The organism is Pedococcus sp. P2_E4 (assembly GCF_056403935.1).
On sequence record NZ_JBFUEO010000032.1, the window covers coordinates 24,260 to 38,750 of the forward strand.

A 14,491-nucleotide genomic window follows, 5' to 3' on the forward strand; every position below is an offset into this window, starting at 1 on the left:
CGGGACGGCGTCATGCTACCCGCCGGTCCGCACTGCTCCCCGACGGCCGCTGGGCCCCGGTGGCACCCAGCGGCACGAAGGTCCGTCGTGAGCGGTCAGGGCAACGGCGTCGTCTGGTCCGTGGCGAGCTCGGCGGCACTCAGGGCTCGGTTGTAGACCCGGACCTCGTCCAGGGTGCCGGTGAACCACTCGTTGAAGACCGTGTTGCCGCCGATCCTCAGCGGCTGGCCCGACGTCGCCAGCTTCCCGGACCGGGCCACGGCCGCCACCTGCGTCCCGTTCACGTACAGGCGGTGGGTCGTCCCGTCATACGTCGTGGCCACGTGGCTCCAGACCCCGGCTGGCAGAGCACTGGGACCCGTGAGTGAGACGTCGGTCTTGAGCCTCAGGTAGGAGCCGGGACGGCCGCTGGAGTCACTGGCGTAGAGGGAGTAGGCCCGCCCCTTCGGCCGTTCCTTCACGAGGATGGACCGCCAGCCCGTGGTGACGGTGGGATTGACCCACGCCTCGAGCGTCATCCCGGCGCTCAGCGCCAGGCTCGACGTGCCGGCCACGTCCACCCGGTCGTTGACGCCGTCGAACTGCAGACCTGCCCCGTAGCGCCCAGTCGGGGTCCACGTGGCGCCGTTCAGCACGCCCGTGTTCCCCATCCCCGAGGAGTCAGCTGCCGAGGTGCCGGTTGCGGCGTTGAAGCCCCATGCCCCCACGAGTCCCGCCGGCGGGGGCGCTGCGTTCTGGACCGTCACGGCGACACCGGCGGCCGTCGTCGTGTTCCCCGCCGCGTCGCGCGCCACCGCACTGAGCGTGTGCGCCCCGTTGGCCGAGGAGGTGGTGTTCCACACGGTGGTGAACGGGGCGAGCGTGTCGGGCGTGCCGAGGTTGGTGCCGTCGAGCAGGAACTGCACGGACTGCACCGACGTGTTGTCGTCAGCGGTGGCAGCCACCGTGACGGAGCCGGCGACCGTGGCCCCGGCCGAGGGGGACGTCAGCGTGACGCTTGGTGCGACGGAGTCGCCGTCGAAGGGCCGGATCCGGATGGCGCTGACCGCGTTGTCGAACCCTGCAGGCAGGGAGGTCGGGGCACCGGGCAGCATCGTCGTGCAGGCGGTCATCGCGTCGTCGGTGCAGATCGTGGCGCTCCAGCCGCGGGCGACGTCGATCGAGCTCGCCTGGTCGTTGCCCACGGAGGCGAGGCTGCCCCGCGACGCCTGCCACGTACCGGGCTCGAGCTGCTGGCCGACGCCCGAGCCGTTGACGCCGCCGTAGACGACGGCGGCCGGGCTGCCGGACCTGGTTCCGCCACCCTGGTAGCCACCGGCCTGCGGAGACACCACCGGGACGATCGGGGCGACGGCGGGGACCCCGTCACTGTCGATGAGGAACAACATGTAGTAGCCGGGAGGGGCCTCCGCCGGGTTCACGGGCGACGTCAGGGTCAGCACGTCGTTCGCCCGCGTGAACGAGAGCGGGATGTACCGCTGGCCCTGGTCCTCGGAGTGGGTCGGTGCGCCGAGCCGGATGAGACCGGCCTTGACGATCCTCGCGGCATCGGGCGAGGTGACCTGGAACGGCTGGTCGATGGTGATCTGGGACGGCGCCGCCGAGATCACGGGCCGGGGAGCCAGCGCACCACTGCCGTCCTTGGCGAACAGGTAGGGGGGCGTGAAGACCTCGGTGTCCTTGCGCAGGTATCCCGCCGCCTGGCACGACCCGCAGATCCCTCCGCCGCCGGTCAGGACCCTGCCGTCCGGCAGGAGCATCGCGATGGAGTGGTACTGCCGGACCACGGCGGCGCTCGCCAGGGTGGTCCAGGTGTTCGTGGACGGGACGTAGCGCTCGGCGGAGTACACCGCGTTGCCGAGGCTGATGAGCCCGTCCCCCGTCACGGACTGCCCGCCCGTGGCGAGCAGGGAGCCGTCCGCCAGGATCGTGAGGTTGTGCTGTCGGCGGCGGTTGGCCATCGGGGCCGCACTCTGCGTCACCAGCGAACCACCACGGGCGTCGACGATGACGTTCGAGTTGTGCGGAACGGCCACGCCGCCCACCGTCGTCGAGCCGCCTCCGGACACCAGGGTCAGGCCGGGCTCATAGGTCGCGTAGCTGCCGTAGCTCCGGTCGATGCCGTCGCGCGAGACGGCCGCCTCCATGGCCCCGGAGCCGCTCCAGTCGAGTCGTCGGATGCCGTTGGCGGTGCCCGAGAGCTGGACGCGTCCGTCCTGGCCGCTCTGGATGAACGGGTAGACCCTCGTCGAGGGGTCGGTGATCCCGGGCAGTGTCCGGATCGAGCCATCCACCCCTCGGATCTCCGCGACCGTGGGACCGCCGGCCGCGATCAGCGCCTGCCCGTCCATGAGGGCGGCGACCGAGGGATACCAGCGCTCTCCCGTCATGTCGGGCCCTCGGATCCAGGTCAGCGTCTGCCAGTCGAAGATGTGCGTGAGGCGGATGCCGTTCAGGCTCTGGTCCTTGTTACCTCCAGCCACGAAGACGCGCCCGTCCGCGAGCTGGACGAAACCAGCGCAGAAGATGTTGGCGCCCTGCACGTCGATACGCGTCGAGACCCCGGTAGCCGGGTCCCACACGGCTGCCCGGGTGAAGCTCTGGTCGGGATAGGACTCCGTGGCGTTGTCGCCGACCGAGTCCCACATCAGCACCTTGCCGTTCGGCAGCAGCGCCGTGAAGACCGGCACGACGGCCGATGGCGTCACGGGCCCCCAGGATCCCGAGACCTCGGAGCCTGCGGCCACGGCGGTGGCTGCCTGGCGTGCCGCCGGGCCCGACTTCGGGCGAAGTCCGACGGACGGGTCCGCTTGTCGCTCCAGCTCTTCCACGGAGACGCCCACGAGGTCGGTGTGGGCGTGCTCGAGTGCGTGGTCGTCAGCGTGGGGCTCGGCGACGGCTGCGACCTGCGGGGCAGCGACGCCGTCAGCCACACCGGCGGCGAGGGTACCCGTGAGGGCGAGCGCTGCGATGACGGCGACTCGCGCCGATCGGGTCGATGAGCGGTGGTGCGAGACTCGCATGGCTCCCCCTCGGGCGAGGCGGACCGTCAGCGGTCCGAACTGCAACGTAGTCGCGCTTTTCCTTTCCCAGCAATGGAATTCGCAAAATCTCTTCCTCAAGCAGGCAAAGTTCATCCCGTTGACGGGGCAACCCGTCCCGCCGTTGGTGGGCGGGCCCTACGCCATCGGAATGAGTCGGCTCCCGGCCACAGGGGTGGCCTCGGTCATGGCTCCCGGGACGTGTCGAGCTCGAGTTCCAACCACGTCGCCAGATCAGCGATCTCGCGGTCGACGGCACCTCGCAGGCTCGCGCTGAACGGGACGTCCTCGTGGACGGCATTGACCCGCAGGACGCCGGCCCGCTGGTCGGCCGTGGCGTCGAGCTTTCCGACCAGCCGGTCGCCGTGCAGGATCGGCAGGGCGAAGTAGCCCCACCGGCGGCTGGCCGCGGGTTTGTACATCTCGAGCTGGTAGTCGTAGTCGAAGATCTCGGTCATCCGCTTGCGGTCGAAGACGAGGCGGTCGAGAGGTGACAGCAGGGCCACGCGTCCCCGCCACGGCTCACCGAGCCGGTCGAGCTGTCCGGGGTCCACCCGCCAGGTGCCCCTGATGCCGTCGATGACGGCCTCCTGCCCCACGGTGCCCACGTCGAGCGGTTCACCGGGCGACTCCACGGTCCTGGACCGTGCGAGACCGAGGGAGGCCAGCCGTCGCTCGGCGCGGCGGGTCAGCGCCTCGTCGAGCGGTATGCCGGCGTCGCGCGGGTAGATGCGCTCGGCCAGGTCCCACTGCCGCTCACGGCTCTCGCGTGAGGACACGGCGACCTCGCCACGCTGCTCCATGAAGTCGAGCAGCCGGACGACGTTCTTGTTGTTGGTCCAGCCTGACGACCGCCAGGGGACGGCACAGGTGTCGGGCAGTGCTCGCGCGGGCAGGGGCCCCTCGGACTCGAGCTGCGCGAGGATGTCGAGCCGGCAGGCACCGTTGGCCTCGACCCAGTCGAGGAGGTCCTCCTGCCAGTCGCGCAGTGGCTCCGGACCCGGCCACGCCCTCATCTCCGCCCGGAACAGGGCGATGTCCTCGGCCGGCCGCAGCAGGCCGCGGAGCTCGACGAGCTCCCGCGACTCGAGCAGGTCGTCGACGTCGGCGGGCGAGTAGGACGAGCCGAGGCGGCTCCACAGGACCAGGTCGACATTCGGCGCGACGGCGGCCGTGAGGTCGACCTGCAGGAAGGTCAGGTGCCGGACGACCTCCAGCACGTCGGTGGGTCGTCGGGCATCGAGCAGCTGTGCCCGCACCGCGATCCGCCGCGCGTCCCGACGCGAGAGCTCGTGCACCATGCCCCGACCGTAGACGGGGGCACCGACTCGGGCACGCCATGCGGCGCGGGGCGACCACGCGGCATACCCGTCCTCGTAGGCAGGGCGCAGGGTCACCACAGGTTCGGCACAGGCGCCCTCACCACGCTCTTCCCATCCGGTCGGCCACTGCGCCGGCACACCGACACCAAGGAGCCATCATGGCCAACAACAAGATCATCACCGGCGCCTGCGCCGTCGTCGCGGCGGTGGGGCTCGTCGCGACCGGCGCCGCCCTGTCCAACGCGGCGACGTCCGCCCCGTCGGCCGCCTCCAGCTACCCGGGCGCGTCGAGCGGTCCGGACGGCTCGGCCAACCCGAACAACGACACTCCTGTCACCGGTACCGATCTGAGCAACGTGAAGGCCGCCGTCAAGGCCAAGGACTCCACCGTCACCGTCACCTCGGTCCGCAAGGACCCCGACGGCTCGTACGACGTCTTCGGCACCAAGGCCGGCGCCAACGTCATGCTCGAGGTGAGCAAGGACCTCAAGACCATCACCACCAACACCGGCGGTGGACGTGGCGGCCACGGCCCCGGCGGCGGGGGCGGCAGCAACGACACCCCGGTCACCGGCACCGAGCTCACCACGGTCACGGCCGCCGTCAAGGCCAAGGACTCCACCGTCACCGTCACCTCGGTCCGCAAGGACCCCGACGGCTCGTACGACGTCCTCGGCACCAAGGCCGGCGCCAACGTCATGCTCGAGGTGAGCAAGGACCTCAAGACCATCACCACCAACACCGGTGGTGGCCCGCGGGGCTGACGACCCCACGCGGCACACCCGCACCTCGGCTCCGCCCCCGGACAGGACCCGCCCCACGGGTGGGTCCTGTCCGGGGCTGCGGGACGTGCCGCCCGGGCTGGACGTTCAGATGGCCGCGCTGGGCGTGAACGCCGGGCCGGTGGACTGCACGGCAGCCTTCTCCTCGGACGGCATCAGGATCCACAGCAGGGGGTAGACGAGGATCTGGCTGCCGGGGACGACCATGAGGACCAGGACGAAGAGGAGGCGGGCAGGCCAGGGAGCGATGCCGAAGCGGCGACCGAGCCCGGCAACGACGCCACCCAGGACGCGCTCGTCCCGCGGTCGGACGAGGCCCTGCTGGGCAAAGCTCTGGTGGAGATCGTTCATGGGTGGAGCACTTCCTTCGGGTCGGCGCCAGGGTCCTTCCCTGACACCTCCACGGTGCGGCTCGAGGTGCCGACGCGACCATCCGGCTCAGCCCTGACCGGCCCCCGGTCTCCCCCGGCCCCCCTCAGGGGCGCCCTCGGGGGCGAGGTCGGGGGTCGCTCCGCCCAGCTGGCTCCCCGGGTAGGAATCGAACCTACGTCGCTTGTCCTGATTCAAAGTCAGGCGGGCCCTACCAGCAGACCAACCGGGGAACGCCCGTACGCGGCACACGCCACGACGGGGACCCGCCAAGGGTAGCCAAGCGGGGCGGCACGCCGTGCACGCCACGTGCGGCGTCAACCCGTGACACCTACGGGAACGTAGGTTACGGTTGCGTAAGTTGAGGCGCAGCGAGGCGCCGACAGCACACGGAAGGTCCCGCCCATGTCCACAGCGGCCCCCACTTCCCGCACCGCAGAGCCGACCACGACGGAGGCCGGTGCCCCCGAGGACGTGGCCCCCGAGCGCAAGCGCACCGGCGAGCAGGTCACCCTCGCCCTGTTCATCGCCATCCCCTTCCTGGCCCTGCTCGCGGCCGTCCCGGTCGCCTGGGGGTGGGGCCTCGGGTGGCGCGACGTCGTGATCGCCCTGGTGATGTACGCGGTCTCCGGCCACGGCATCACGGTCGGCTTCCACCGGTACTTCACCCATGGCTCGTTCAAGGCGAGGCGCGGCCTCAAGGTCGCCCTGGCCGTGGCAGGGTCGCTGGCGATCCAGGGCCCGGTCGTCCGGTGGGTTGCCGACCACCGCCGCCACCATGCGTTCTCCGACCGCGAGGGCGACCCCCACAGCCCGTGGCGCTACGGCGAGACCGTGCCCGCGCTCATCAAGGGACTCTGGTGGGCCCACACCGGATGGCTCTTCGACGTGGAGCAGACCCCGCGCACCAAGTACGCGCCAGACCTGTTGTCGGACAGGGACATCCAGCGCGTCGACAAGGCCTTCCCGCTGCTCGTCGCTGCCTCGATGCTCACCCCTGCGATCGTCGGCGGCATCTGGTCGATGAGCTGGACCGGCGCCCTCACCGCCTTCTTCTGGGCATCGCTCGTGCGCGTCTCGCTGCTGCACCACGTGACCTGGTCGATCAACTCGATCTGCCACGCGATGGGCGAGCGCCCGTTCAGGAGCCGCGACCGTTCCGGCAACGTGTGGTGGCTGGCCGTCCTCTCGATGGGCGAGTCGTGGCACAACCTGCACCACGCCGACCCGACCTGTGCCCGCCACGGCGTCGAGAAGGGTCAGGTCGACTCGAGCGCCCGCATCATCTGGGCGCTGGAGAGGCTCGGCTGGGCCCACGACGTGCGCTGGCCGACGAGCAAGCGGATCGACGCGCGCCGGCTCGCCACCTGACCGCGGGCGAGCGCGCGAGGTGAGCCCCGGCACATCCAGCACTGGCCGTCGCCTGCCAGACGCGACCCAGCAGGCATGATGGAACGCGTGACCGACGCCCACGACAAGACCTCGACCCCGAGCTCCCGCTCCCGCATGACCGGCAAGCAACGCCGCGAGCAGCTCATCGAGGTTGGGCGAAAGCTGTTTGCCGACAAGGGTTTCGAGGGCACGACGGTCGAGGAGATCGCAGCCAAGGCGAGTGTGTCCAAACCGGTCGTCTACGAGCACTTCGGCGGCAAGGAGGGCCTGTATGCCGTCGTGGTCGACCGCGAGATCGCCGCGCTGCTCGGGGGCATCACCGGTGCGCTGAGCGCCGAGCACGGCAGCCGCGAGACGCTGGAGCGCGCCGCGGGGGCGCTCCTGGACTACATCGAGTCCAACACCGACGGCTTCCGCATCCTCGTGCGCGACAGTCCGGCCGGTCAGTCCACGGGGTCGTTCGCCAGCCTCATCTCTGACGTGGCGAGCCAGGTCGAGCACATCCTCGCGGCCGAGTTCAAGCGTCGGCGGCTCGACCCCAAGACCGCGCCGCTCTATGCGCAGATGCTCGTCGGCATGGTCGCCCTGACGGGCCAGTGGTGGCTCGACTCACGCAAGATGAAGAAGGCCGACGTCGCCGCCCATCTGGTCAACCTCGCCTGGAACGGCCTGGCTGGGCTCGAGAACAAACCGAGGCTGATCTCCGGGCGCTAGCGGGTCTAGCCTGACGGCGTGCGCTCCTTCCTGGTCACCGACGCCATCCGCGACTACGCCGCCGCCCACAGCTCCTGGCCCGCCGACGCGGCGGTCCGCGACCTGCAGACGAGGACGCGAGCACTCGGTGGCCCGTCCGGCATGCAGATCGCCGACGACCAGGGCCAGCTGCTCACCCTGCTCACGCGGCTGGTCGGGGCGCGGTCCGCGGTGGAGGTGGGGACCTTCACCGGCTACTCGAGCCTGTGCATCGCCCGAGGGCTGGCCGACGGCGGCCGCCTCGTGTGCTGCGACATCAGCGAGGAGTGGACGGCGATCGGTCGTGACGCCTGGGCGGCCGCGGGGGTGGACGACCGGATCGACCTGCGGATCGCGCCGGCGCTCGAGACCCTCCGGGCCCTGCCGGACGAGGCCACCATCGACCTGGTCTTCATCGACGCCGACAAGGGCGGCTACATCGGCTACTGGGACGAGCTCGTCCCCCGCGTGCGTCCCGGCGGCCTGCTGCTGGCCGACAACGTGCTGTGGAGCGGCGAGATCATCGAGGACGCCGGCGACGACGCGAACCTCGCCGCGCTGCAGGCCTTCAACGACCACGTCGCCGCAGACGACCGCGTCGAGGTCGCGGTCCTCACCGCCTTCGACGGGCTCACCATCGCGCGCCGGCTGTGACGCTCGGGCGCCCGCCGCTCAGGCCCGGTCGGCGCGGTGCCCCACTGCGAAGATGCGCCGGAACGCGAAGATGACCCCCACCGACGTGCGTGGGTATGCCGTGCGCAGCCGAGCGTCGTAGTCCGCCAGGAAGGCGTCGCGCCCGGCCTCGTCCGGCAGGGCCTCGAGCACCGGACGCAGGCCGGTCCCCCGCACCCACTCGAGCACCGGGTTGGCCTGCCGGCCGTCGGGATCGAGGACGTGCTGGTACGTCGTCTCCCAGGCGTCGACCTCCAGCCCCGCAGCAGCGAGGAGCTCGACGTACTCCGCCGGTCTGGCGACGGCGAGGCGGTCGAGGGCGGGGGCGAGCCGGTCGGCGGCGGGGTGGTCGGCCGCCACGGCGCGCATCAGGGCATGGGAGGGGGCGTCGAGGTTTCCGGGGACCTGCAGGGCCAGCCAGCCACCGGGCGCCAGCGCTCCGGCCCACTCGCGCAGGAGCCGGTCGTGGCCGGGCACCCACTGGAGGGTGGCGTTCGTGACGATGACGTCTGGAGGTGCGTCGAGCGAAGCGAGGTCCCAGTCGGCAACGTCGGCCTCGACCCACTCGACCCGCTCGTCTGTGTCGAGCGAGCGCGCCGCGTCGAGCATCTGCGGGGAGTGGTCGACGCCGACGACTCGCGCGCCGGGCCACCGCTCGGCCAGCGACAGCGTGAGCGGCCCGTTGCCGCAGCCGAGGTCCACGACGAGTCGCGGGTCCGCCGCGCCGACCCTCGCCATCAGGTCGCCGAACGGGCGCGACCGGTGATCGGAGAACTTGGCGTACTGCTGCGGGTCCCACGTGGTGCTCATCGCGTCTCCTGAGGTCCAGTTATCTTGATATCAAGATACTTGATGGAAGGTACACTCGCCGCCATGAGTGCGCAAGGGCTCGACACGCCCCGATCGGGTGCCGGCGACGACGTCGACCACATCGTCGACGCCTGGCGCCGCGAGCGACCCGACCTCGACGTCGCCCCGCTGCACGTCTTCTCGCGGGTGTCGCGGCTGGCCCGGCGCCTCGACCTCGACCGCACGCGTGCCTTCGCCAGCCACCAGCTCGAGGGGTGGGAGTTCGACGTGCTGTCGGCGCTGCGTCGTGCCGGGGCGCCGTACGAGCTCTCCCCCGGGCAGCTGATCCGGCAGACCCTGGTGACCAGCGGCACGATGACCAACCGCGTCGACCGGCTCGAGCGGCGCGGGCTCGTCGAGCGCAGCCCCAGCCCCAGCGACCGTCGCGGCGTGATCGTCCGGCTCACCCCGGACGGCGCCGAGACCGTCGACGCCGCGATGGCCGACCTGCTCGACCGCGAGCGCACCCTGCTGGCCGAGCTCGATGGCGAGGACCGCGACCACCTGGCCGCCACACTGCGCCAGCTGCTCTCGCCCTTCGAGGCCTGACGCGCGCCGACCGCTGCCGTCAGCCGACGATCTCGGCGGCGGCCAGCCACGCGAGCTCGAGCGTCTCGCGCTCGTCGACGATCTGCCGGAGCTGGCCGTTGAGCTCGAGCACTTTCGCGTGGTCGGTGGCCGACTCGGCCATGGCGGTGTGGATCCGCTCCTCCTTGGCCGCGAGGCGGGCGAGCTGCTTCTCGACGCGCGCCATGTCCTTGCGCGCCTCCCGCAGCTCCGCGGGCGAGGCCGTGGCCGCACCAGCACCGTCCCCTGCCCCAGCGCCACCAGCCCCATCACCAGCCGGGGCCCCACCGGCCACCGTGGCCGGGGCAGGCCGCGCCGCCGCCAGAGCCGGCGCCTGCGCGTGGCGCAGCTCGAGGTACTGCTCGACCCCACCGGGCAGCTCGCGCACCCGACCGTCGCCGAGCAGCGCCACCTGGCGGTCGCACACCCGCTCCAGCAGGTACCGGTCGTGCGACACCACGAGCAGCGTCCCGGCCCAGCCGTCGAGCACGTCCTCGAGCGAGGTCAGCGTCTCGATGTCGAGGTCGTTCGTCGGCTCGTCGAGCAGCAGGACGTTGGGCTCGTCCATCAGCAACCGGGTCAGCTGCAGCCGTCGCCGCTCGCCACCGGACAGGTCCGACACGCGGGTCTGCTGGCGACCGCCGGTGAACCCCAACCGCTGCGCCAGCTGCGACGCGCTGATCTCCTTGCGCCCCAACCGGATGTACTTGCGGACGTCCTCGATCGCCTCGATGACGCGCCAGTCGGCATACCGTTCCAGCTCACGCACCTCCTGCGTGAGGTAGGCGAGGCGGACCGTCACCCCCTCCTTGCGCTTGCCCGACGACAGGGGCACGAGGCCCGCGACGGCACGCAGGAGAGTCGACTTGCCGGCACCGTTGACACCGACGACACCGATCCGGTCGCCGGGCGCGAGGTGCCAGGTGATCCGGTCGAGCAGCAGCCGGTCGCCCAGCGACACCGAGGCGTCGAGCAGGTCGACGACGTCCTTGCCGAGCCGGCTGGTGGCGAACCCCACGAGCTCGACGTCGTCGCGCGGAGGCGGCTCGTCGGCGATGAGGGCGTTGGCTGCGTCGATGCGGAACTTGGGCTTCGAGGTGCGGGCGGGTGGACCCCGCCGCAGCCAGGCCAGCTCCTTGCGCAGCAGGTTGTCGCGCCGTTCGGCGGTCACCGCCGCCATCCGCTCGCGCTCAGCCTTGGCGAGGACGTATGCCGCGTAGCCACCTTCGAAGGCGTTCACCTGGCCGTCGACGACCTCCCACGTCGCCGTGGCGATGGCGTCCAGGAACCAGCGGTCGTGGGTGATCGCGACCACCGCGTTGTCGGGGCGGGCGCGGTGGCGCACCAGGTGCTCGGCCAGCCAGGCCACGCCCTCGACGTCGAGGTGGTTGGTGGGCTCGTCGAGGAACAGCACCGTCGGGTCCTGCACCAGCAGCCGCGCCAGCGCGAGGCGACGGCGCTCGCCGCCGGACAGCGGGCCGATCGTGGCGTCGAGCCCGCCGACGGCCTCGGCGCCGATGCCGCCGAGCAGGCCGGTGAGGACGTCGCGGATCCGCGGGTCGCCCGCCCAGACGTGCTCAGGGAGGTCGCCGAGCACGACCTCGTGCACGGTCGCCGCAGGGTCGAGCACGTCCTCCTGGGCGAGCACCCCGACGCTGGACAGCCCCGACCGCGTCACGCGGCCGGAGTCCACGTCCCGCAGGCCGGCGAGGACCCGCAGCAGGGTCGTCTTGCCACCACCGTTGCGGCCCACGACGCCGATGCGGTCGCCCCCGAGCACCCCGAGGGAGATCGCGTCGAGCACCTGTGCGGTGCCAAGCGCGAGTGACGCGCGCTCGACGGAGATGAGATTGACCATCGGAGTCGGCTAACCCGCCCTGGCGCTGCTGACGACGTGCGCCCCGTGGGCGGGGCCGGTGGCTCGCCGGACGTCCTGCACGGCTCCCGACGCGGTGAGCGAGACGGCGAGGTCGATGGCCGCCTCATTGTCCTCGGCGAGGAACGCCACCGTCGGGCCCGACCCGGAGACGATCCCCCCGAGCGCGCCGAACTCCAGACCCGCGTCGAGGACGTCCCCGAGGGCCGGCATGAGCGAGATCGCCGCGGCCTGCAGGTCGTTGGTGAGGGCAGCCCCGAGGGCCCGTGCGTCGCCGGACCGCAGCGCGGTCATCATCTCCGCGCTCGGTGAGGGGTCGGGAACCGGGCGCGTGCCCCGCAGCCGGTCGCACTCGGCATACACGGCAGGCGTCGAGAGGCCACCCTCGCTGAGCGCGAACACCCAGTGGTAGCTGCCCCGGGCGAGCACCGGCGCCAGGACCTCGCCCCGCCCCGAACCCATGGAGGTGCCGCCCCCGAGGAGGAACGGCACGTCGCTGCCGAGGACCGCGGCGATCTCCTGGAGGTCGGTGCGCGACATGGCGAGGCCCCACAGCGCGTCGCAGGCGACGAGGGTGGCGGCCGCATCGGCCGAGCCGCCCGCCATGCCGCCTGCCACGGGGATGTCCTTGCGGATCGTGATGTGGACGCGCTCGTCGACGCGCCCCACCTCGGCAATGGCCTGGGCCGCCTTGGTCGCGAGGTTGCTGCCGTCGGTCGGCACCCCCAGCGCCTGCGGGCCGCTCACGCTGATGCCCCACTCGGGTGCCGGCGTCACGGTCACCTCGTCGAACAGGCTCACCGCGTGGAAGATCGTCGACAGCGGGTGGTAGCCGTCGGGTCGAGGCGCCCCCACCAGCAGCTCGAGGTTGACCTTGGCCGGGACCCGCACCGTCGTCGACGACGGTGTGAAGGCGGCAGAGGTCATGGCCGCAACCCTAACGGGGGTCGGGCGGCTGTGCGGACCGGCGACCGTGGCCACATCTGCACACAACCTTCACACGATCCTCGCCACTCCCGCGCAGGGACTCTCCTACCCTCGAAGGGTGAGCAACCAGCCCAGGATCCTGGTCGTCGAGGACGAGCGGACGATCGCCGACGCGATCGCCGCCCGCCTCGTCGCGGAGGGCTTCGCCGTCGAGCAGGTGCACGACGGCCTCGTCGCACTCGACCGTGCCGCGGCGTGGGACCCCGAGCTCGTCGTGCTGGACGTGATGCTCCCGGGCCTGGACGGCCATGAGGTATGCCGTCGGCTCCAGGCCACACGACCGGTGCCCGTGCTCATGCTCACCGCCCGTGACGACGAGACCGACCTGTTGGTGGGACTCGGGATCGGGGCCGACGACTACATGACCAAGCCGTTCTCGATGCGCGAGCTCGTGGCCCGGATCCGCGCGCTGCTGCGACGGGTCGAGCGTGCCGCGAGCGGCGCGGGCGGCCCGGGCGGCGCCGGTGGCCCGGCCGGCTCCACGGCGGACGTCACGATCAACGGGTTGCGGATCGACGGCGACCAGCGCCGGGTGTGGACCCAGCAGGACGAGGTCCACCTGACGCCGACCGAGTTCGACCTGCTGGCCTGCCTGGCCGCACGTCCCGGCACGGTGCTCACGCGCGAGACGCTGCTCGCCGAGGTGTGGGGCTGGGCCGACGCCTCCGGCACCCGCACGGTCGACAGCCACGTGCGCTCGCTGCGCCGCAAGCTCGGGTCCCACCTGCTGCGCACCGTGCACGGCGTCGGCTACGCGCTGGAGCCGGGCAGATGAGGTACGACTGGCGTCCGCTGGACTCGGTGCGGTCGATCAAGACCAAGCTGGGCCTGCTCGTCGCGGTCACCATCGGGGTGGCCTCGTTGCTGGCGGTCCTCGCCACCCGCGCAGGCCTCTCGCCCTGGGCGACCGTGCCGGTGGCGGTGGGCGTCGCCCTGGGCGTCACGCAGCTGCTCGCCCGCGGGATGACCTCGCCCCTGCGGGAGATGACGCTGGCCGCCCAGCGGATGGCGCAGGGCGACTACTCCCAGCGGGTGCGCGCCTCCTCGAACGACGAGGTGGGTGAGCTGGCCGCCGCGTTCAACCGGATGGCGGCGACGCTCGAGACGGTCGACCGGCACCGGCGCGACCTCGTGGCGAACGTGTCGCACGAGCTGCGCACGCCGATCTCGGCCCTCCAGGCCGTGCTCGAGAACCTCGTCGACGGCGTCTCGCACCCCGGCCCGGACCAGCTGCAGTCGGCCCTCGCGCAGACCGAGCGGCTGGGTCGGCTCGTCGGTGACCTGCTCGACCTGTCCCGGGTCGAGGAGGGTGTGACTCCCCTGCGGCTCAAGGAAATCCACCTGGCCGAGATCCTCGACGAGGCTGTGGCGCAGGCGCGTGTCGACGGTCTCCGGTATGCCGTGACCGTCTCGCCCCACAGCCTCACCGTGCCGGCCGACCCGGATCGCCTGCACCAGCTGCTCGCCAACCTGCTCGACAACGCGGCCAAGCACAGCCCCTCCGACGGCGAGGTGCGCGTGACGGCGTCCTCCCTCGGCCACGAGGTCCGCCTCGCCGTCGCGGACGACGGCCCCGGGATCGCCCTGGCCGAACGGCGAGCCGTCTTCGAGCGGTTCACCACCAGCGCGGCGCACACCAGCGGCACCGGGCTCGGCCTGGCCATCTCGCGGTGGGTGGCCCAGCTGCACGGCGGCAGCATCGCCGTCGCCGACAGCGAACACGGATGCCGCATCGAGGTGTCCCTGCCCGCGGACGCGACCCGTCCGATCACGACGAAGGAGCCCGTCATGAGCACCCTGACCCCGCCGGCCCCGGCCCCGAACCCCCCGGTCACCCCGCCGCGCGACGGGCTGGCTGCCTGGTGGCCCGACGCCCCGCGGCGCGGCCCCGGCATCGTGGCC

Annotated in this window: 13 protein-coding genes and 1 tRNA gene; 7 read left to right on the forward strand and 7 right to left on the reverse strand. The window is 71.9% G+C overall.

Features of this window, described 5'->3' with window-relative positions; all coding sequences use genetic code 11:
- Nucleotides 1-95: 95 nt before the first annotated feature.
- Together AC1DV7_RS14130 and AC1DV7_RS14135 are read right to left on the reverse strand one after the other, a co-directional pair.
- A complete protein-coding gene (locus tag AC1DV7_RS14130; protein WP_477597769.1) occupies nucleotides 96-3,023 on the reverse strand; it encodes a LamG-like jellyroll fold domain-containing protein in 2,928 nt (975 codons plus the stop codon).
- Between the two features lie 203 nt (nucleotides 3,024-3,226).
- Nucleotides 3,227-4,342: a DNA glycosylase AlkZ-like family protein gene (locus tag AC1DV7_RS14135; protein ID WP_477597770.1), complete on the reverse strand. Its 1,116-nt coding sequence runs from the start codon at nucleotides 4,340-4,342 to the stop codon at nucleotides 3,227-3,229.
- A 179-nt stretch (nucleotides 4,343-4,521) separates the two neighbouring features.
- Here AC1DV7_RS14135 and AC1DV7_RS14140 point away from each other — a divergent pair, with 179 nt between their 5' ends.
- The gene (locus AC1DV7_RS14140; RefSeq protein ID WP_477597771.1) at nucleotides 4,522-5,127 is read left to right on the forward strand and encodes a hypothetical protein; all 606 of its coding nucleotides are present in this window, start codon (nucleotides 4,522-4,524) and stop codon (nucleotides 5,125-5,127) included.
- 105 nt (nucleotides 5,128-5,232) lie between these two features.
- Here the strand turns inward: AC1DV7_RS14140 and AC1DV7_RS14145 are convergent, their stop codons facing one another.
- A complete protein-coding gene (locus tag AC1DV7_RS14145; RefSeq protein WP_477597772.1) occupies nucleotides 5,233-5,496 on the reverse strand; it encodes a PspC domain-containing protein in 264 nt (87 codons plus the stop codon).
- 169 nt (nucleotides 5,497-5,665) lie between these two features.
- Nucleotides 5,666-5,747, reverse strand: a tRNA-Gln gene (locus AC1DV7_RS14150).
- A gap of 172 nt (nucleotides 5,748-5,919) precedes the next feature.
- Between AC1DV7_RS14150 and AC1DV7_RS14155 the strand changes: the two genes are divergently transcribed.
- From AC1DV7_RS14155 to AC1DV7_RS14165, 3 genes are all read left to right on the forward strand, one after another.
- Nucleotides 5,920-6,885 (forward strand): acyl-CoA desaturase, encoded by a 966-nt coding sequence (locus tag AC1DV7_RS14155; RefSeq protein WP_477597773.1) that lies wholly within the window; start codon nucleotides 5,920-5,922, stop codon nucleotides 6,883-6,885.
- Between the two features lie 135 nt (nucleotides 6,886-7,020).
- Nucleotides 7,021-7,620 (forward strand): TetR/AcrR family transcriptional regulator, encoded by a 600-nt coding sequence (locus tag AC1DV7_RS14160; protein ID WP_477597784.1) that lies wholly within the window; start codon nucleotides 7,021-7,023, stop codon nucleotides 7,618-7,620.
- An 18-nt stretch (nucleotides 7,621-7,638) separates the two neighbouring features.
- Complete coding sequence (locus AC1DV7_RS14165) at nucleotides 7,639-8,292, forward strand: O-methyltransferase (RefSeq protein WP_477597774.1); 654 nt, start codon at nucleotides 7,639-7,641, stop codon at nucleotides 8,290-8,292.
- Nucleotides 8,293-8,310: 18 nt separating this feature from the next.
- Here AC1DV7_RS14165 and AC1DV7_RS14170 read toward each other — a convergent pair whose 3' ends face one another.
- Nucleotides 8,311-9,120, reverse strand: a complete 810-nt coding sequence (locus tag AC1DV7_RS14170; protein ID WP_477597775.1) for a methyltransferase domain-containing protein — start codon at nucleotides 9,118-9,120, stop codon at nucleotides 8,311-8,313.
- Nucleotides 9,121-9,183: 63 nt separating this feature from the next.
- Between AC1DV7_RS14170 and AC1DV7_RS14175 the strand changes: the two genes are divergently transcribed.
- Entirely contained in the window at nucleotides 9,184-9,708 is a 525-nt protein-coding gene (locus tag AC1DV7_RS14175; RefSeq protein WP_477597776.1) for a MarR family winged helix-turn-helix transcriptional regulator, read from the forward strand.
- 19 nt (nucleotides 9,709-9,727) lie between these two features.
- On the opposite strand, the gene AC1DV7_RS14180 is transcribed toward AC1DV7_RS14175, so the two are convergent.
- Together AC1DV7_RS14180 and AC1DV7_RS14185 are read right to left on the reverse strand one after the other, a co-directional pair.
- A complete protein-coding gene (locus tag AC1DV7_RS14180) occupies nucleotides 9,728-11,584 on the reverse strand; it encodes an ABC-F family ATP-binding cassette domain-containing protein (protein WP_477597777.1) in 1,857 nt (618 codons plus the stop codon).
- 9 nt (nucleotides 11,585-11,593) lie between these two features.
- A complete protein-coding gene (locus tag AC1DV7_RS14185) occupies nucleotides 11,594-12,529 on the reverse strand; it encodes a 4-(cytidine 5'-diphospho)-2-C-methyl-D-erythritol kinase (protein ID WP_477597778.1) in 936 nt (311 codons plus the stop codon).
- A gap of 118 nt (nucleotides 12,530-12,647) precedes the next feature.
- Here AC1DV7_RS14185 and AC1DV7_RS14190 point away from each other — a divergent pair, with 118 nt between their 5' ends.
- Both AC1DV7_RS14190 and AC1DV7_RS14195 read left to right on the forward strand, forming a co-directional pair.
- Nucleotides 12,648-13,364: a response regulator transcription factor gene (locus AC1DV7_RS14190; protein ID WP_477597779.1), complete on the forward strand. Its 717-nt coding sequence runs from the start codon at nucleotides 12,648-12,650 to the stop codon at nucleotides 13,362-13,364.
- The coding region (locus tag AC1DV7_RS14195; protein ID WP_477597780.1) for a HAMP domain-containing sensor histidine kinase at nucleotides 13,361-14,491 on the forward strand (1,131 nt) is incomplete at its 3' end. The genes AC1DV7_RS14190 and AC1DV7_RS14195, both read left to right, overlap by 4 nt.